Annotated in this window: 10 protein-coding genes; 7 read left to right on the top strand and 3 right to left on the bottom strand. The window is 37.0% G+C overall.

Annotated elements, in window-relative coordinates; translation table 11 throughout:
• The first annotated feature begins 541 nt into the window (after nt 1-541).
• The 3 genes from BUC21_RS01130 to BUC21_RS01120 all read left to right on the top strand — a co-directional run bounded on the left by BUC21_RS01130 (nt 542) and on the right by BUC21_RS01120 (nt 7,412).
• Nucleotides 542-5,119 carry a DUF5113 domain-containing protein gene (locus BUC21_RS01130; RefSeq protein WP_073398675.1) on the top strand — a complete coding sequence of 1,526 codons (4,578 nt, stop codon included), beginning with the start codon at nt 542-544 and terminating at the stop codon, nt 5,117-5,119.
• 120 nt (nt 5,120-5,239) lie between these two features.
• A complete protein-coding gene (locus tag BUC21_RS01125; protein ID WP_073398674.1) occupies nt 5,240-5,968 on the top strand; it encodes a DUF5932 domain-containing protein in 729 nt (242 codons plus the stop codon).
• Nucleotides 5,958-7,412: an AbgT family transporter gene (locus BUC21_RS01120; protein WP_139261173.1), complete on the top strand. Its 1,455-nt coding sequence runs from the start codon at nt 5,958-5,960 to the stop codon at nt 7,410-7,412. Before BUC21_RS01125 ends, BUC21_RS01120 begins: the two co-directional genes overlap by 11 nt.
• Before the next feature lie 372 nt (nt 7,413-7,784).
• Here the strand turns inward: BUC21_RS01120 and BUC21_RS01110 are convergent, their stop codons facing one another.
• The gene (locus BUC21_RS01110; protein WP_073398672.1) at nt 7,785-10,598 is read right to left on the bottom strand and encodes a glycosyl hydrolase 115 family protein; all 2,814 of its coding nucleotides are present in this window, start codon (nt 10,596-10,598) and stop codon (nt 7,785-7,787) included.
• A 271-nt stretch (nt 10,599-10,869) separates the two neighbouring features.
• Here BUC21_RS01110 and BUC21_RS01105 point away from each other — a divergent pair, with 271 nt between their 5' ends.
• On the top strand, nt 10,870-12,402 hold the full coding sequence (locus tag BUC21_RS01105; RefSeq protein ID WP_073398671.1) for a carbon-nitrogen hydrolase family protein: 1,533 nt from the start codon (nt 10,870-10,872) through the stop codon (nt 12,400-12,402).
• 27 nt (nt 12,403-12,429) lie between these two features.
• Here BUC21_RS01105 and BUC21_RS01100 read toward each other — a convergent pair whose 3' ends face one another.
• Nucleotides 12,430-14,508 (bottom strand): outer membrane beta-barrel family protein, encoded by a 2,079-nt coding sequence (locus BUC21_RS01100; RefSeq protein WP_073398670.1) that lies wholly within the window; start codon nt 14,506-14,508, stop codon nt 12,430-12,432.
• Between the two features lie 132 nt (nt 14,509-14,640).
• On the opposite strand from BUC21_RS01100, the gene BUC21_RS01095 reads away from it, so the two are divergent.
• Both BUC21_RS01095 and BUC21_RS01090 read left to right on the top strand, forming a co-directional pair.
• Nucleotides 14,641-16,134, top strand: coding sequence for a sensor histidine kinase (locus tag BUC21_RS01095; RefSeq protein ID WP_073398669.1), 1,494 nt, complete (start codon nt 14,641-14,643; stop codon nt 16,132-16,134).
• A complete protein-coding gene (locus BUC21_RS01090) occupies nt 16,121-16,813 on the top strand; it encodes a response regulator transcription factor (RefSeq protein WP_073398668.1) in 693 nt (230 codons plus the stop codon). Before BUC21_RS01095 ends, BUC21_RS01090 begins: the two co-directional genes overlap by 14 nt.
• A gap of 67 nt (nt 16,814-16,880) precedes the next feature.
• Here the strand turns inward: BUC21_RS01090 and fsa are convergent, their stop codons facing one another.
• On the bottom strand, nt 16,881-17,537 hold the full coding sequence (gene fsa, locus BUC21_RS01085; RefSeq protein WP_073398667.1) for a fructose-6-phosphate aldolase: 657 nt from the start codon (nt 17,535-17,537) through the stop codon (nt 16,881-16,883).
• Between the two features lie 239 nt (nt 17,538-17,776).
• Here fsa and BUC21_RS01080 point away from each other — a divergent pair, with 239 nt between their 5' ends.
• Nucleotides 17,777-18,409, top strand: a complete 633-nt coding sequence (locus BUC21_RS01080; protein ID WP_073398666.1) for a peroxiredoxin — start codon at nt 17,777-17,779, stop codon at nt 18,407-18,409.
• Nucleotides 18,410-18,961 lie beyond the last annotated feature (552 nt).

Here is an 18,961-nt window from a genome sequence, read left to right as displayed (position 1 = left end):
TTCATATCTTTCCAGGGAATGAATGCTCACGAAATATTAGTTTTAGAGCATAATCAGGATAAAATAGACTCTAAATGCGGGGTTACCAAATCGGCCGCGAAATTACTAAAAAAAACTTAGCGATACTATTAATAGATGTTTTTTATGCTGTAATTAAGTTACATTTCTTTGTATTAGTAAGAAACCTATAATGAATTAATTATTGTACAAATATAATCCTGAAAGAAATAAAAAACTCTCTCAACGAATCACTTCGGCGAGAGAGAACCCACTATTCTTAAAATTATGGCTACGATAAAATAATGACTTATTCAAGAAAATTCTTTTGCAAATATAGATGGATTGTCGATGGTTCACAATCCCTTTCAAGTGGTATTTTTATGTCTTATCATATACCTAAATATTGGTATGTATAGACTTTTTAAAGATGTAAAAGTCATAAGACTGAAATTTGTTTCATAAGATTTAACTAGCATTAAATAAGATATCGGATAAATATTACTTTAAATCTATTTATATTTGTAATAAATATGGGATATGAATGAATAAACTCCGTAATATACTTTACTTCCTAACGGTAATACTGGCGCTTTCAGTATTCTTTTCTTGCACGGGAACACCTTCTGCACAGGAAGTCCGTTTACTGGATTCTCTTAACCAACGTTCCTACGATTTGCGTTATAAGCAACTTGATTCATCTTATAAAGAGGCTCTTCTGGCAATAAATTATGCAGACGAATACGATCAGGGTAAAGCTGAAGCTTACAATAATCTGGGATTTTGTGCTTTCATGCGGATGGATTTTGATGCGGCAGAGAACTATTATAAGAAGGTATATAGATTAACCCAGAATGAGCTGGAATTAGTTATTGCCGATATAGGACTAATGAAAATATACCAACGGACATCCATGAATAAGGAATATTATGACTGTCGAAACAGTGCGGTTAGGAGAATGAAACGTATTGATGAAGATCAGTCTGTATTTGTTGATGTACACGATAAGAAACGTTTGAATTATGCCCGTTCTGAATTTTTCATTGTATCGTCAATCTACTATTTTTATTTGCAGCAGCAAAGCGAAGCTATTCAATCTATTAATCAGGTTCAGGATTCAGACCTGGCCTCTGATACGGCACAAATTCTTTACTATGATTATATAAAAGGTTCTGCAGAATTGTTTGAAAAGAAGGATGCTGAGCAGAATAATATTACAGAATTTGATGAACTCTTCAAGTGCTGGAATATGAGTCGCAATCAATATATTTATTTTGAAGCGAACAGCCTGCAGGGAATCTCGTCTTTATTTGAAAACAAAGATATCTTTAATCTTATTTATCATGAACGCCCTAAGGCTATTCAAACCTTAAATTCGTATTATCACTTTACGAAAAATGAAGTTGCAGAAAGCGATACCATTTTGCCGTTAAACCTGGCACGAGTTGCTCTCGAAAAGTTTAAGAAGTATAAGGATATTTACCAGATTGCCGGAGCATACGTAACCATCGGACGTTATTATAATATGCATGGTCGTTATAGTGTGGCGCTGGATACTTTAAGTAAAGCGCTGGATTGTGTAAATAAACACCATAAGCTTTACTATAAAAACGGAAAAAGCACAGTCGACCAGCTAAAACCTTTCTCCGAACAAGATACAATTTATACAGAACTTAGCTGGATTTCGAAGAATAACGTTAAGACTGTGCCCGAATGGATTGCCCGTATCCGGGAACAGTTAAGCGTAACTTATGCCGGATTGGGAATGAAAGTTCCTTCAAACTATAACCGAAATATTTATCTTGATATTCTTGATTATACTCGTCAGGATAAAGAGCTGGAAAGCCGTTCGCAGGAACTGGAAAAAGAAGACAGACAATTGAATATCCTTTCTCTATTTGTCTTTAGTGGTTTCGTTTTATTGATTTTCCTTTTCTGGGTACTGAATTCACGTTCAAAAACACGTAATAGAAAGCATTCTGAGAGATTAAGAAACACACTCGAGGTATGCCAGCGCATAACTGCTTCTATTCCTATAGATATAGGAAGTACAGACGAAATAGTTTCAGCCGTTGGTACAGCTATTCAGGCCGATTTAAAAAAGCTTTTTCATGCTTATTCATTACGTATTGGCATATTCGATCCAGAGTCTGAAGAATTTATTTATCCGTCTATTGATGAAGATATTATTGAGGATGAACTAATTGAAAATGATTTGATAAAATCTTCATTCAACCTCTTTTTGCCAAAAGAAGAGACTCCGATTGGAGTTATTGAGCTTTATACCCGTCACAAAATTACCAAGGACGAAAAAGCTCTGATGAATGTTATCACACCTTATATTGCCTGGACTCTTGGCAACGGACTTACATTTATTTCGCTGGGTGATGAGAGAATTAAACTTGAGAAACAACGCTATGTATATGAACAGCATATTGCCGATAATAAACGTCAGAATCTGATTAAGAAGTCATGTATGGCTATTGTTTATGGTATTACTCCGTTTATGGACCGCATCATTAACGAAGTGCATAAGCTTACTTCCAAAGGTTATATACAGGACGAAGCTATTAAGCTCGAGAAATATCAGTATATTGACGAGTTAGTTTCCAAGATTAATGAGTACAATGATATTCTGGCGCTTTGGATCAAGATGAAGCAAGGTTCATTAAACCTGAATATCGAGAACTTTGAATTGAATGAACTTTTCGATGTATTGGCTAAAGGTAGAAAAACCTTTGAAATGAAGCATCAAGCTTTCAAAGTAGAACCTACAAAGGCTATTGTTAAAGCAGATAAGGCCCTGACAATGTTCATGATTAATACTCTTACTGAAAACGCAAGGAAATATACTCCTGAAGGTGGAACTATTCAGGTTAGCGCTAAAACGGAAGATGATTACGTGGAAATCTCGGTTTCAGATACCGGTCGGGGAATATCTCAGGAAGATGTTGCGCGAATATTGGGTGAAAAGGTCTACGACTCAAGTCAGATAGGAATGGAATCGACCGACAAGGAGGAACTTCTGAAGAATAAAGGCCACGGATTTGGATTGATGAATTGCAAAGGTATTATTGAAAAATATCGTAAGACAAACGATCTTTTCAAAGTCTGTATGTTTAGTATTGAGAGTACTCCGGGTAAGGGTAGCAAGTTTTATTTCCGCTTGCCTACAGGTATTCGCAAAACACTGGATATATTACTCTGCTTATTTATAACTACCGGACTTTTCTCTTGCAGCAAACTGGAAAGACCTGTAACTAAAGAATATCATCCGGCAGATTCTACTTCAGTAACGTCTGATAAAACCTATGACAAATTGCTGAATGAAGCTTCGCTTTTCGCAGACACCGTTTATTATTGCAATGTAATAGAGAACTATCCACTTGCATTGCAGTATGCCGACTCTGCTATTGACCGATTAAACAAGCATTATTTAAAAAATTATCGAAACAAACGCAATGTAATGACCTTAAAGGGGAATGGTATTTCTACCGAAATTAATTGGTGGAACGGACTGGTCGATACTGATTATTATGTCATTCTGGATATTAGAAACGAAGCCGCAGTAGCTTTTCTGGCATTAAAGCAATGGGATAATTATCAATATAACAATACTGCTTACTCACGGCTTTATAAATTGGTAAGTGAGGATTATTCTCTTGAGGAATATTGCCGTAATCTGGAGCATTCCACCAACAATAAAGTGGTGGCAGTTATTTTGTTTATATTGATTCTGATTGTCTTTTTTATAGGATATTATCTGCTCTTTATCCGTAAACGATTAATAAACAGATGGAACCTTGAACAAGTGCTCGAGATTAACAAACAAGTACTGAATTCAACCTTAACGTCCAACGATATTCCCCGTAGCATTGTAGATAATTGCTTTGACGGAATAAACGAATTGCTTACCATTGATATGCTGAGTATCGGGGTTTATAATGAAGATAGTCATAGACTAGAATTTGCTTATTATCCGCATCAAATGGAGTGGAATGATACTTCTGTTGAAATTCAGGGAGAGCATGAAACACTGACCGAAGTAATGCAACGTTGCTTCGATTCGCAGCAATATGCTGCCGGGAAATTACAGTCAATACCGTTTTATGATAATAATCTGTATGATATATATGTGCAAGCACTTCCGTTGATGGTTGAAGTAGGAGAGACGTCTCGTTGTGTTGGCGTCCTTGCCTTTTCCAGACAAAACGATGAAGAGCGCGAAAGCAACCGTTTGCTTATTGAATTGATAACCAATTATGTGGCAATTGTAGTGTTTAATGCAGTTGTGAAACTTGCTACAAAGTACAGAGATATTGAATCGGCCGAAGAAGATACTTACAGGGCTTCGTGGGAAGATAGCTTATTGCACGTGCAGAATATGGTGCTCGACAATTGCCTCTCTACAATAAAACACGAAACTATTTATTACCCAAGCAAAATAAAGAATATAATAGATAAGCTAGCTAAGAAATCATTTACTCCTGAGGAGGAAAAAGAAAATATTCAAACCATCAGTGAACTGATCGATTATTATAAAGGTATATTTAATATTCTAAGTTCCTGTGCTGCAAAGCAGTTGGAGGAAGTAACATTCCGCCGTGGAAATGTAGAAGTGGATGAATTGGTAATACATGCGCAGAAATATTTCCGGAAAATGAGTAAACGACTGCAAAGTTCCGTAACTTTCCACGCAGAAAGCTGTAGTGAAAAGGTTATCGGGGATGTAATTCAATTAAAATTCCTGTTAGAGAACTTAATTGAGGAGTGCCTTACTGTTCCTGAAGATGGAGAAGTAATCCTTGAAGCCAAGGCAGATGGTGAGTATATTCGTTTCTTGTTTACAGACAGGAGAAGAGAGAAAACTGTAGAAGAACTTAATCAGCTTTTTTATCCCGATTTGGCCCGCATGACAGCTTCTGAGGATGGTACGCTAAAAGGAACCGAATATTTGATATGCAAACAGATTATCCGCGACCATGACGAGTTTGCAGGTTTACGTGGTTGTAGAATAAATGCGGAGCCATCACCGGAGGGAGGGTTTACCGTCTACTTTACTATACCAAAACGTAAAGTAAGCTTAGTTAAAACAAAAGGAATAAACAAAGAAAAGCAGTAGAGCTTTTTGTAAAATAGTGTAGAGTAAAATAAAATAAGGTGTACACCTTTTACACATGAAGTGTAGGCCATTTTAAAAATAAATAAAGAATAAACGTATTAAATATAGTATAAAGAAACAATGGAAGATAAGAAATTTAAAGTTATCATTGTAGAAGATGTAAAGCTGGAGCTTAAAGGAACTGAAGAGATATTTCGTCACGAAATACCCAATGCCGAAGTAATTGGTACAGCGATGACCGAAAAAGAATTCTGGCCGCTGATAGAGGTTCAGGTGCCCGACATGGTTTTGCTCGATCTTGGGTTAGGAGGTTCAACAACCATTGGTGTAGATATCTGCAAAAACCTACGTAAAAAGTACAAAGATGTAAGGGTCTTGATTTTTACAGGCGAAGTGCTCAACGAAAAACTGTGGGTGGATGTACTTAATGCGGGAGCGGACGGAATAATTCTGAAGACAGGAGAACTGCTTACCAAGACAGATGTTCAGGCTGTAATGGATGGAAAAAAACTGGTCTTCAATTATCCTATTCTGGAAAAGATTGTAGATCGTTTCAAGAAGTCAGTAACCAACGATGCTTTGCGTCAGGAAGCTGTAATAGACTATGATATTGACGAATATGATGAGCGTTTCCTTCGCCACCTTGCCTTAGGATATACCAAAGATATGATTGCCAATCTGAAAGGTATGCCTTTCGGAGTAAAATCTTTGGAGAAACGACAAAATGACTTGGTTGCACGTCTGTTTGGCCCCGGTGAACGGGTAGGAGTGAATGCCACTCGTTTGGTGGTTCGTGCACTTGAACTTCGTATCATAGATCTTGATAATCTTGAAGCAGATGAAGAATAAATTGCGAATGCCTCACCCGGCTACCATGTTTTTACTGCTCACCGTAGCAGTTGTCATGCTTTCGTGGATATTTGATATCTACGGACTTCGCGTGATTAATCCTCAGACGGGTGAAGTTATCCGCGCACAAAGTCTTTTAGGTCCCGAAGGAATCCGCTGGTTACTGCGTCATGTGGTGACAAACTTTACCGGATTTGCTCCTTTGGGTATGGTAATGGTGGCCATGTTTGGTGTAGGTGTGGCAGAGCATTCAGGTTTTATAGGAGCTTGTATAAGAAGAAGTTTGAGAAAACACCCCAGTCAAGAGGGGGTAATCCTAGTCGTAATCCTGCTTGGAGTTATTTCAAATATTGTGGGAGATGCAGGATATATAATTCTTATACCAATTGCTGCTACACTGTTCCAGTCGGTCAAACTACATCCCGTAGCAGGAATAGTAACCGCATACGTATCCGTAGCATGCGGATTTAGTGCAAATCTGTTTGTTAGTACACTCGATCCTATTCTGGCTCGAATAACCCAAGAAGCAGCTGCAAACATGACTACTTATCAAGGAAACATAGGTGCACTGTCGAACTACTATTTCATGTTTGTCTCTACGTTTGTTGTTACAGCAGTAATTTACTTTATTACAAAAAAGAGTCTTTTACCAAAGTTAGGCGAATACACTGGGCATGCACCTTATGATAATTATAAATCGCTCACAAAAAAAGAGCAACGTGCATTAATAATATCTCTCGGAGCCGGATTTATTTATACGCTGATCATTGTTTTGGCAACCTTTTCTCCGTGGGGAATTTTGAGAGGGATAACTGGTAGTTTAACTCGCTCTCCATTTATTTTTGGAGTATTATTCCTTATATCCTTTGGCATTGGCTTAATGGGAACCATCTATGGTTTTGCATCCGGACGCTACCGCAGAGATTCTGACGTAATAACCGGACTATCGCACCCTATGCAGTTGCTGGGGGTGTATTTTGTTATTGCCTTTTTTGCGGCACAGATGTTTGCTTGTTTCGAATACTCCCGTCTGGACAAATGTCTGGCTATTATGGGAGCAAACCTTCTGACATCAATTCACACAAATAGCTTTGTTACTTTGCTGTTATTTATTCTATTTACAACGGTAATAAACCTCATCATGGTTTCTGCAACGGCAAAGTGGACCTTTATGGCCTTCATCTTTGTTCCGATGTTCGCCGCAATGGGAATAAACCCCGACTTAACCCAGTGTGCTTTCCGTATTGGAGACAGTGCCACTAATGCAATTACGCCGTTCTTGTTCTATATGCCTTTAATTCTGGCTTATATGCAGCAATACGATAAACAGGCTAATTACAGTTCCTTACTGAAATATACCTGGCGCTATTCGCTTGCTATATTAGTATTCTGGACAGCCTTTTTCGTCGTTTGGTATTTACTCAATATTCCGTTGGGAATATAATAATATGGAAGAGAATAGTATTAATATAATCGTCGGCATTATAAATATAATTCCAATAATAGTATTCGTGATCTTTCCTCTTTTGAGAAAAGATCAATGTGAAAATTCAATATTTAGCCGCAATCCGTTAATATTATTTATAGAAGGATTAATTTTTTCTTTCTTCTTTTTTGTTCTGTGTTTATATATGGAACAATTTTTTCCTAGCAATGTTAGAGATCGGTGGCTATTAATGATATTTTCTGAAATAATATTATTTCCAATAGCAGCTATAGTTCTGTTTTTGGTATGCCTTGGTTGTAATATTGCCTGGACAAAGCATTACTGGTATTGGGCAACGATTATATTATTATTTATGTTGTTTTTTCTTTTCTATTTATTCATTGTTGCTTCAACAGGAATCTGATAGAACTTTCTTCCTTTCTGGAAATCAAGCATAAGCTGATCAACAATAACTTCCGGGTCGAGTGCACTGATACGAATGGTGTGCTTTCCCGGAATGTTTATTTTATGAAGAGTAGTATTCAGCGATTGATTTCTCAGTACATTTATTTTCCAAGGCTCTGTGCGGAATCCGGTTTTGTAAGAAACAACCTGCGGCTTTTCATCGTCTATGGAAACAGCATAACGAATATCACCACCATTTACCGGATGGCCGGGTATTAATGCAACTTTTAAAGACACTTCTCCGGTAGAAGTTGTGTAAACATCATAAGTAATTTCACCATTCTGTGGAAGAGAAACAGCTTTAGCACTGTGACCTAATCCCTGAATAATCTGAGTTCCCTTTGATGCCGATTTATAATCTGCTGCATTACAGGCAATCATTCCGTTTGCTTCGGTCAGTATGCCAGGATTTATATTCTGCGTGCATACGTTTAACTGGTACATTTTATCGTCTACAGTCAACAAGCAAATACCTAGGAAATCATCAGTAATTTGTTTCCAGTCGGCACTGACTACTAATTTTTTCTCAAACTTTAGCGTTGTATCTACCTCCTTAATCTTTAACCATTTCGGAGCCTTTTCCACCTTCCATTTAGTTGGTTTATTATTTCTGTTGAATAACGATATAAACGTTTGATTATTCGCACCACGTACCAAAGTAATAAGATTAACCGGACATTCCATTTCCAATGGGATACTGTCGCCCTCTATCCAAACCAAAGCCGGAGCAGATGACTGGGAAAGTATTTTATCAGGTAATACAGAAGGTTGGAAAACCGGTAGATTACGAGGCTTCATATCTATCATTCTGTTCCACTTAGCGTCCTGAATATCCGTATTGTAAGTCTGCGCCATTTGAGCAATCTCATTAAACGCTTTGGTGCTTAAGTTAGCATATTCATTAGCTGCAAGCAATTTATAGCGGGCAAAAAGGCGGGCTTTTTGTGCATACAAAAGTTTATGATTCATAGCAGCAGCACTACAAACGGGATATTGAACAAGTTCGAAATATGCTTCGCGTTGTTCAACCGGGATCTTCTCACCAATTTCTTTCACTCTATTTGCCAGAACAGAGTATTCATTTGCACGTTTCTGTAACTCATCACCAAAAACAAACGGATTGAATTCCGTATCAATTACCGGAGTTTTATTTCCTGGAACGGATGGTTCTTCCACTCTGCTCCAGCCCATGTGTTCCGGTTTACGAATATCAGCCAACTGATAATATTTATCCATCAATGGAGTCAGTTCACTTCCAGCTTCAGAACCGAATTCTCTTGTAAGCCAGTTCTCTAAATGCTGGGAAATATTGTTTGGATGAACATTATTAATGTTCCATGCCAAATCCATAAAGAATTCAATATCATATTCTCCCGGTTTAATATCGCCTACATTTAGAATCCATAGTTTTTGTGCGCCATAATCCCAGGCACGTTTCATTTCTGTATAAATCTGAGCCGTTGAAGTAGTACAAAGCCACAAATAATCGTGCGGACGTCCCCAATAAGAAATATGATAATAAACACCAGATCCGCCTTTTCTCTTTCTTTCCTGCTCATTACTAAGTCGGGTTATGTAACCATAGTTATCGTCGCACCATATCAATGTTACATCATCCGGCACTTGTAATCCATTATCGTATACACTTAATACCTCTTTGTATGGCACAAATACTTGAGGCACTTTAGTTACATCGGCATTAACGTAGCGAGATAATAAATTTCTCTGATCCTGAATTACCTGATTTAAAGCTTTGGTATGTTCATCCAGCGTTTTTACTCCCTGCATCTGACCGTCGTGAACCCCTCTCATTCCAATCGTATAGATGTTCTCTGACTGGCCAACCTTTTTTAGTCGTTCTGTCCAGTAAGAAATAATAGAATCTTTATTAGTGAGGTAATTATACTCACCGTATCTTTTAGAATCCCATTCTCCGGCACTATTTCTCATTAACGGTTCGCAATGAGAAGTTGCCATAACAATTCCATATTTATCGGCCATTTCTTTTGTGCCATTCACAAAATAAAACGGAACAGTACATTCGTGCATAGCAGGCCAGATGGTATTTGCACGAAGGCGCAACAATAATTCAAATATTTTAGCGTAGGTTTTTGGGCCAATCTGACCTTTGACAGGGGTTGCTTCAAAGTTCTTGCTACTCCACGGCATTAATCCCCAATCTTCATCATTCAGGAAAATTCCCCTGAATTGTACAGATGGTTGCTGTACATTCACATAACCTTCGGGAAGACTAAGGCTTTTTTTCTTAGCAGGTGCAGAATCAGCCCACCAGCACCATGGAGAAACACCTATAATGCGAGAGAGTTCCAATATTCCGTATGCAGTTCCACGTTCATCACTGCCCAATACTACAAGACAAGAACGATTATTCTTCTGAAGAACTTCTATTTTGAAAGCTTCCCACTTGTTCTTAATATCTGCAGTAGAAATATTTTGTTTCTTCAGCCATTCATCTATTTCAATTGATTTTCCTATTGTTGCAACAATTATTGAAGCATTATCAAGTGAATTTCCAGTTACGGGTTTCTTATCTGATACCTCTTGCATATCCGATAAAAACATATCCATAGCTGTTTGTACTACCGGCTTTTCACTTTTATTTAAATAGACTGTGTTTGTTTTGCCTTGCATTATTAAAGGAAAATCTTCGGCAAAGACAGGAGAAAAGGTAGCTTCACAACAAATAAATAGGAAGAATGGGCGAAATATGTGTTTCATAGCGTATTAATGCTTTATTTTAACAAAGGGATATAGTAGTTTTCAAGAAACAAATATAGTTGTTTCTTTGATTGAAATGTGACTTTTATCCTATGCAATTTGATGTAAAATCACCTTTTAATAAACTAATTACGAAAAGAGATTCTTTCAAACTAGTTCTCTGTTCCAGCAGAACCAGATCTATAAAAACAGAAATCTAACCATAGGCGAATGTATTTCGGATTATTTACTGTACTTTTGTTCTTTATATATCAAATAAAATGTATCAGCTATGGAACCTATGCATAAAATAAGCAAAGTAAAAATACGTTCTCTGCAGCTGGACGATTATGCCCAACTCTCACAATCATTTACCAGAACATATTCAGATGGAAGCGACGTCTTTTGGTCGCGTGAACAAATAGAAAAGTTAATCACAATTTTTCCGGAAGGACAGATTGTGGTGGTTGCAGACAACAAAATAGTGGGATGTGCGCTTTCCATTATCGTTGATTACGATATGGTAAAAAACGATCATACTTATGCTTCTGTTACGGGACAGGAAACGTTTAACACACATAATCCGGAGGGAAACATTCTCTATGGTATAGAGGTCTTTATTCATCCTGAATTCCGTGGCCTCAGACTGGCCAGAAGAATGTATGATTACCGCAAAGAGCTTTGTGAAACGCTGAACCTGAAGGCTATCATGTTCGGTGGTAGAATTCCGAATTATCACAAATATGCTCAGGATTTGCGTCCTAAGGAGTATATACATAAAGTCAGTAAGAAAGAGATCTTCGATCCGGTACTTACCTTTCAGCTATCAAACGATTTTCACGTGCGTAAGGTGATGACTAACTATCTGCCTAATGACGAAGAATCTTGCCACTATGCCTGCCTTTTGCAATGGGATAATATTTATTATCAGCCACCAACACAAGAGTTTGTTCCTCAGAAAACCACTATCAGACTGGGATTGGTGCAATGGCAGATGCGCTCTTACAAAACTATTGACGATGTATTCGAACAAGTAGAATTCTTTGTGGATGCAGTTTCCGATTATAAAAGTGATTTTATTCTTTTCCCGGAATATTTCAATGCACCACTGATGGCAAAATTCAATCATCTGGGTGAATCTCAGGCCATTCGTGAGCTTGCTAAATATACCAATGAAATGAGGAAGCGCTTTATAAACCTGGCAATCAGCTACAACATAAATATTATTACCGGAAGTATGCCGCAGCTTCGTGGAAATGACCTCTACAATGTGGGATTTCTTTGCCGCAGAGACGGTACTTATGAGACTTACGAGAAAATTCATGTAACTCCCGATGAAACTAAAAGCTGGGGACTCTCGGGCGGAAAGGTAATTAAAACTTTTGATACCGATTGTGCGAAGATAGGAATATTGATTTGCTATGACGTGGAATATCCCGAACTGACCCGCATCATGGCCGATCAGGGAATGCAGGTACTCTTTGTTCCTTTTCTTACCGATACACAAAACGGTTATTCCCGCGTAAGAATATGCGCTCAAGCCCGTGCAATTGAAAATGAATGCTTTGTAGTTATAGCAGGAAGTGTGGGTAATCTGCCACGCGTGCACAATATGGATATACAATACGCGCAATCCGGGGTATTCACTCCTTGCGATTTTGCATTCCCTACTGATGGGAAATGTGCCGAAGCCACACCAAACACCGAAATGATCCTGGTGTCTGATGTGGATTTGAACTTGCTTAACGAGCTCCATACCTACGGCAGTGTAAGAAACCTGAAGGATAGAAGGAATGACCTTTACGAGCTCAGATTAAAGAAGTGATATAAATGAAGTTAAACATAAGAGTCTCTATTTAATGAACCGGGAAGTATCAACAGCTTTGCGTGATTTTTCCTTGTAATTGCCAAACTTATAACTGAATGAAAGGGTTAAAGCGCGATTATTCATAAGAGTCTTCATTGTGCTGAACTGATCGGCATAATCTATACTGGTTTTGATAAGATTCGTATTGAATAAATCGTCTCCTTTCAAGGTTATTTGTGCATGTTTATTTGCGAATGTCCACCTCAACGCCGTATTTACATTGTATGAACGACTCAAATCGTATATTCCCTGAATAGTTCCGTTCTGATAGAATCCGGTAAGCATAAATTTGATATCTGGTTTTGAGGAAACTGTAAATGTATTGTTCATATTTACCATAAATGAATACCTGCTGCGGTCAAAAGGAATATTGTAGAAATCATTATCCTTTTCACGTTTGTAATAACCTACAACCGTAAGTCGTGAATTAAGAAACTCTTTCACCTTAAACGGAATAACAGTCTGTAATCCGGCTTGCTGCTGATAATTAAAGTTATGATATTTATAAACCAGCGTCAATCTGTCGGGTGACTGATAGGGGAGTTGTATAAAGTAATCGGGTACATGATTGAAGAATGCAGAAAATATATACTTGCTTTTCAGAATGTATGTAAGGTTTGTCTCGTATTCACGAGAAGGCCTTAAATAAGGGTTTCCCTGTACTTCTACATAGCTACTTACATAGCTGATTGTATTATTGGTGCTCCAGTAAGAGGGATATTGCTTGTTGCCGGAGAAAGATAATTGTAAAATCTGTCCCGGTTTAAGGGTATAAGTAGCATTGAGAGTTGGATAAAGTGTCCACTCATTCCAGACTGCAGTTTTATAATGCTCAGCAGCAAGAGATGCATCAATGGATAGTTTTTCTCCAAAATTCTTATTGAATCCGGCAAAGCCATTGAACGTATGCTCTTTATGTCTGCTGTCCATGGAATTTGTAGGTATATAGTCTCCTGTTACGTCATCAAAGTAATACTGGAAACTATTATCGGTAGATGTAGTGTATTGCACACCATAATTTATCCCCCAGCCGGCAGGTAATTTGTGGTTTTGATTAATATAGAGCATCCATTTATTGATCCTTTGTTGATCTTCAGATAAGAAATGAGTGCTTGTGTTATTCATTATACCTGAAAATAGCTGTGAACATGGATTTTTATAGTAAGTGAACTCCGAACCCATCTTCATTCCAAATGATGACTGGTAATCTAGTTTCAGATTATGAAGTTGACTGTCATCGTATTTATTTGCTTTACTTACCTCTGACCCCGTAGTAGCATTATGATAAGATCCGTTTGAGAACTGCCCGGAATAGACAAAGCTTAAAATATTATCCTTAGTAAATGAATAGTCCATACCTAATCGCACATTATTATCCTCACTACTTGAATTTCCATTGGTAATCTGTCTCAGATTATATTCAGTACCATTGAACAGATGCTTATTAAATCTGTCGTTACCAGAGTATTCACGTTCGTTTTTATAATTGTAAAGAATATCTGCCGAAAGCTTTTCAGAGGAGAAAAGTGCACTACCTCTTTCTTCAAAATTCTCATAATGCCTCTGAGTCCATGCAGAATAAAGTTCTCCCACAAGCGAAGTAGCCTGTCCCATACCCGATTTCAAGATCAGATTAATCACAGCTCCACGCACGTTATACCTTGCCGGTGCAGCATACATCACTTCAGCTTTTTCTATCCTCGACACAGGAATGCTTTTTAGTAATGCTGTAAGCTGTTCAGCACTCATGGTACTAACCTTGCCATTTATTATTATATTAACAGATAATCCGGCCAAGGTTAATGAGCCTTGCTGATCCATCACTCCGGGAAGTTCTTTAATAGCATCATAAGCATTCTCAACTGCTAGATTACTTACTATACGTGGCAAGTCATAAATGAGTTTACCTTCGGAAGCCTTAACCATTGGACGTTCTCCTTTAACCATAACCTCGGGCAAATTATGCAGAACACTGTCAATAGCAACGGATGTTGTATCACTAACCTGAGCTTTCATCCCCAAGCAAAAATAAAATAAAAATGTTATCACAAATAATCTTTTCATATTGTGTTTATTTTGTTTACGCAGCAAAAGTCAGCAAAAAATGAAGACATCTATGTTATCAATTGATTATATAGTGTTATTTAGTCTTATCAAAATGAAGATTGTATATAAGTAATATCTATTTTTGTGAACATGAAATTACCTTTTAAAATAATAGCGTTGTTAATTATCCTGTCACTTACAGGAGTTTTCATTTATCAGGCATATTGGCTGGTAAGCTTTTATCATACCACAAGCAGGCAAACTGATACAAATATTGAAAATGCAATAAAGAATGCTGATCACATTGAACTATTCATGCGTGCCGATCGGTTAAGTACAAAAGAGAATAAACAACGGGTAACGGGTGTAAAAGCCGATGTACATGGTGAAGTATCTTATTCCACATCATTTAAGAAAGGGGAAGTCAATAAAACTAGCCATATTGTTATAAAAAAAACAATGAGGAGAGACAACGCTATATATGAAAACGAAAGAATTCTTCAAGGTAATAATCTTGTAAATGACAGCATTAATATTGGAAAAGATCAGAATTCCATGGAAGCCATGTTAAGACAAATGCAGCAAGGTTTACATTCGGCTATTGATATTAATGTTGAAGGAATAAATCTTCACGACTTTGATAGTATAATGAATGTTGAACTGAAGAAATATAATCTTAATATTCATCACTATACTCAGATTGTAAATACAAAAACTCATAAAGTACAAGCTTCATCTTTGCCGGCCTATATGGATAAAAAAAAGCTAAAGATGTACGAGCTAAAGTATGATGTTATGGGAGCGCACGCTTATCAGGTTTACACCGAACCTACGGATGGTATGATTCTTAAGCAGATGACGGGTATACTTCTTACTTCATTTATAATCCTTGTTATTCTTTCTTTTTCATTCTGGTATCTCATCAAAACAATTCTGATGCAGAAAACAGTAGATGAAATGAAATCGGATTTCACTAATAACATTACGCATGAACTTAAAACTCCCATAGCCATAACTTATGCGGCAACAGACGCATTGCTTAATTTCAATATTATAGACAATAAGAATAAACGCGAAAAGTATCTCCGAATATGTATGGAACAGTTACAAAGACTCAGCGGACTGGTTGAACAGATTCTTTCCATGAGCATGGAGCAGCGGAAAACATTCCGTCTGAATCCAGAAACTATACAGATGAAAGAGCTTGCCGACAATCTGATAGAACAACATAAAATAAAAGCAGATAAACCGGTTAGTTTTACTTTGTCGGTAGAACCGGAAGAGCTCACTATCAATGCCGACCGTGCACATACCTATAATATTCTTAGCAATCTGCTGGATAATGCTGTGAAATATTCTCCAGATAAAGCTGATGTTTCTATTTTTATAGAAGATGAAGGAAATGAACTTTCTGTGAAAGTAACCGATAAAGGAATTGGTATTGCTCCAGAAAAACAGACACATATATTTGATAAATTCTACAGAGTGCCAACTGGCAATCTTCATAATGTGAAAGGCTTTGGTCTTGGCCTTTTCTATGTAAGAACGCTTACCGAAAAAATGGGAGGGAGCATTGAGGTGAAGAGTGCTTTGGGAAAAGGATCTACTTTTATATTAAAACTGCCGCAACATGAAAACAACTGAGAAAATAAAGGTCTTACTGGTTGAAGATGAGCAAACGCTTTCAATGATTATTAAAGATACGCTCGAGGAAAAGGAGTTTCTTATCACCACAGCCAAGGACGGAGAGGAGGGATTGCGTCTATTTATGCAGATTAATCCAGATGTATTGGTGGCAGATGTTATGATGCCAAAAATGGATGGATTTGAGATGGTACGTCGTATCCGCCAAACAGACAAGACTACACCAGTACTATTTCTCACAGCTCGTTCAGCCATTAATGATGTTGTTGAAGGGTTTGAATTAGGTGCCAATGATTATCTGAAAAAGCCTTTTGGAATGCAGGAACTCATTGTCAGAATAAAGGCTTTAGTGCGCAGGTCTTTCGTTGAAGAGAAGAAAAATACAATCTTTTCTATTGGTAATTATTCGTTCAATTCTGTCACTCAACAACTTTCATTCTCAGGATCTTCTATTGAATTATCTCATCGGGAATCAGAAATATTAAAACGCTTTTGTGATAATATAGATGAAGTAGTAAGCACACAGAGCTTGCTTATTGAACTTTGGGGCGATGATAGCTTCTTTAATTCTCGTAGCTTACAAGTTTTTATTACCAAACTGCGCCATAAACTATCCAAAGACGAAAGAATTCGTATAATAAATATTCGAGGAATTGGATATAAGTTTATTGTAAACTAATAAAAAAGGATGAACTGATTTTTTAAGATCTATCATCCTTTAATATTATATACTTGATATGAATAGTTTATCCATTCACTTTCTTGTAATCAGCCAGAAATTGGGCCAGTCCGCTATCTGTCAACGGATGCTTTAGCAAGCCTTTTATAGCACTAAGCGGACATGTTGCAACGTCTGCTCCAACTTCAATACATTGAATAATATGTTGAGTGTGTCTTATTGAGGCAGCAAGTACTTGAGTTTTGAATCCGTATAGCGAATACATTTCAACTATTTTGCGAACAACATCAATTCCATCGCTACAGATGTCGTCCAATCGGCCAACAAAAGGAGATACGTATGTGGCGCCGGCCTTTGCAGCCAACAGAGCTTGTCCGGGAGAGAAAACAAGCGTGCAATTTGTACGGATTCCCTTACCTGAAAAGTGCTTAATAGCTTTTATTCCATCTGCAATGCATGGAACTTTCACTACAATATGTGGATGAAGAGCTGCTAATTCTTCACCTTCCCTAATCATACCTTCGTAATCTGTAGCAATAACTTCTGCACTAACATCACCATCTACTATATTGCAAATCTCAATATAGTGTTTTTGCTGATTCTCTTTTCCTTTAATACCTTCTTTTTCCATCAGTGAAGGGTTAGTCGTCACTCCATCGAGTACTCCAAGATCATTGGCTTCTCTGATTTGATCCAAATTTGCTGTGTCAATAAAAAACTTCATAGTACAATGCTTTTTTATGGTTTAAGTAACTAATAAGCAAAGCTACAAAACAATACTAAACAGACAAGTGTTTTAATATAATATTTTGGTTATGAATAATATAATTGAGCATTAATTCGTGTAATAGGTTTTGTCTATAATCCCATAGAAAGTATCAATTGGATTTATTTGGATGTAAATAATTTATATAATAGATTTGCTCACAGAAAAATAAAACGTTAAATATTAAAATAAAAATTATGAGATCACTAATTGGAAAAAAGGCACCTAAGTTTACTGCTTCAGCAGTTGTAGACGGAAATAAGATAGTAAATGATTTTTCATTGGCACAATATGAAGGAAATAAATACGTAGTATTCTTCTTCTACCCAATGGACTTTACATTTGTTTGTCCTACTGAATTACATGCATTCCAAGAGAAACTGGAAGAATTTGAAAAAAGAGGTGTAGCGGTAGTAGGTTGTTCGGTAGACTCTGAGTACTCACACCTTGCATGGTTAAATACACCTAAAAAGAATGGTGGAATACAGGGCGTAAAATACCCTATTGTTTCTGACTTCTCAAAATCAATATCAGAAAAGTTCGGAGTACTGGCCGGAGGATATTCTCCTGACGAGGATGGTAATTGGGTATGTAATGGACTACCTGTAGCATATAGAGGATTATTCCTAATTGATAAAAATGGAGTGGTAAGACATTGTGTAATAAATGATCTTCCATTAGGAAGAAGTGTTGACGAAGCATTAAGAGTAGTAGATGCTCTACAACATTTTGAAGAATTTGGTGAAGTTTGTCCTGCAAATTGGTGCAAAGGAAAAGATGCACTAAAAGCCACAGATGAAGGCGTTTCAGATTATTTGAGTAATCATTAATTAAAACAATAAATTGCTATAATGATAATGACATGAATGATTAGGTGAGGGGAAGGCTTGTGAAAGTCTTCCCTTTTTGATCAGCAATCACAATCTGCCTTTAAGTGACTTTTATAGCAAAAAAATAAATTGTATTATAGATCAGATGGAACATAAGGTTAAGGCTGTAAAAGGAGAATAATTTCCATTGCGGGAATTTATGAAAAGCAAACCAGAGTTTAGCAAAACTCTGGTTTGCTTTTTTAAAAAGTACTAGACTAGTTTATGTATCCTTGTACAAAAGATTGCATTCTTCTGTACAAAACAATTAATTCTTTTGTACAGAAGAATTAATTGTCTTGTACAACATCGCATTAATATCCCGCCTGAAGAATAAAAAACTACTCGGGAGATTAAATAAACTCCCGTCGCCTCTTTCCAGAGAGCCGGAGCGGCATTTAATAAACAGCAAAATCACTACATAAATTTTAATTTTGCGAATTTGATCTAGCAATCTAGCAGTAGACTTTAAGTTGTTGTATATAAGCGTTGTATAAGTGCTAGATCAAATTA

The organism is Bacteroides luti (assembly GCF_900128905.1).
Lineage (GTDB): Bacteria > Bacteroidota > Bacteroidia > Bacteroidales > Bacteroidaceae > Bacteroides > Bacteroides luti.
The sequence above is the reverse complement of the archived record's forward strand: the minus strand, read 5'-3'. Positions and strand labels throughout refer to the sequence as shown.

Coding starts and splice junctions, on each gene's coding strand:
- BUC21_RS01105 (WP_073398671.1), top strand. CDS start 10,870: ATGGAACCTATGCATAAAATAAGCAAAGTAAAAATACGTTCTCTGCAG.
- BUC21_RS01130 (WP_073398675.1), top strand. CDS start 542: ATGAATAAACTCCGTAATATACTTTACTTCCTAACGGTAATACTGGCG.
- BUC21_RS01080 (WP_073398666.1), top strand. CDS start 17,777: ATGAGATCACTAATTGGAAAAAAGGCACCTAAGTTTACTGCTTCAGCA.
- BUC21_RS01090 (WP_073398668.1), top strand. CDS start 16,121: ATGAAAACAACTGAGAAAATAAAGGTCTTACTGGTTGAAGATGAGCAA.
- BUC21_RS01100 (WP_073398670.1), bottom strand. CDS start 14,508: ATGAAAAGATTATTTGTGATAACATTTTTATTTTATTTTTGCTTGGGG.
- fsa (WP_073398667.1), bottom strand. CDS start 17,537: ATGAAGTTTTTTATTGACACAGCAAATTTGGATCAAATCAGAGAAGCC.
- BUC21_RS01120 (WP_139261173.1), top strand. CDS start 5,958: ATGAAGAATAAATTGCGAATGCCTCACCCGGCTACCATGTTTTTACTG.
- BUC21_RS01095 (WP_073398669.1), top strand. CDS start 14,641: ATGAAATTACCTTTTAAAATAATAGCGTTGTTAATTATCCTGTCACTT.
- BUC21_RS01110 (WP_073398672.1), bottom strand. CDS start 10,598: ATGAAACACATATTTCGCCCATTCTTCCTATTTATTTGTTGTGAAGCT.
- BUC21_RS01125 (WP_073398674.1), top strand. CDS start 5,240: ATGGAAGATAAGAAATTTAAAGTTATCATTGTAGAAGATGTAAAGCTG.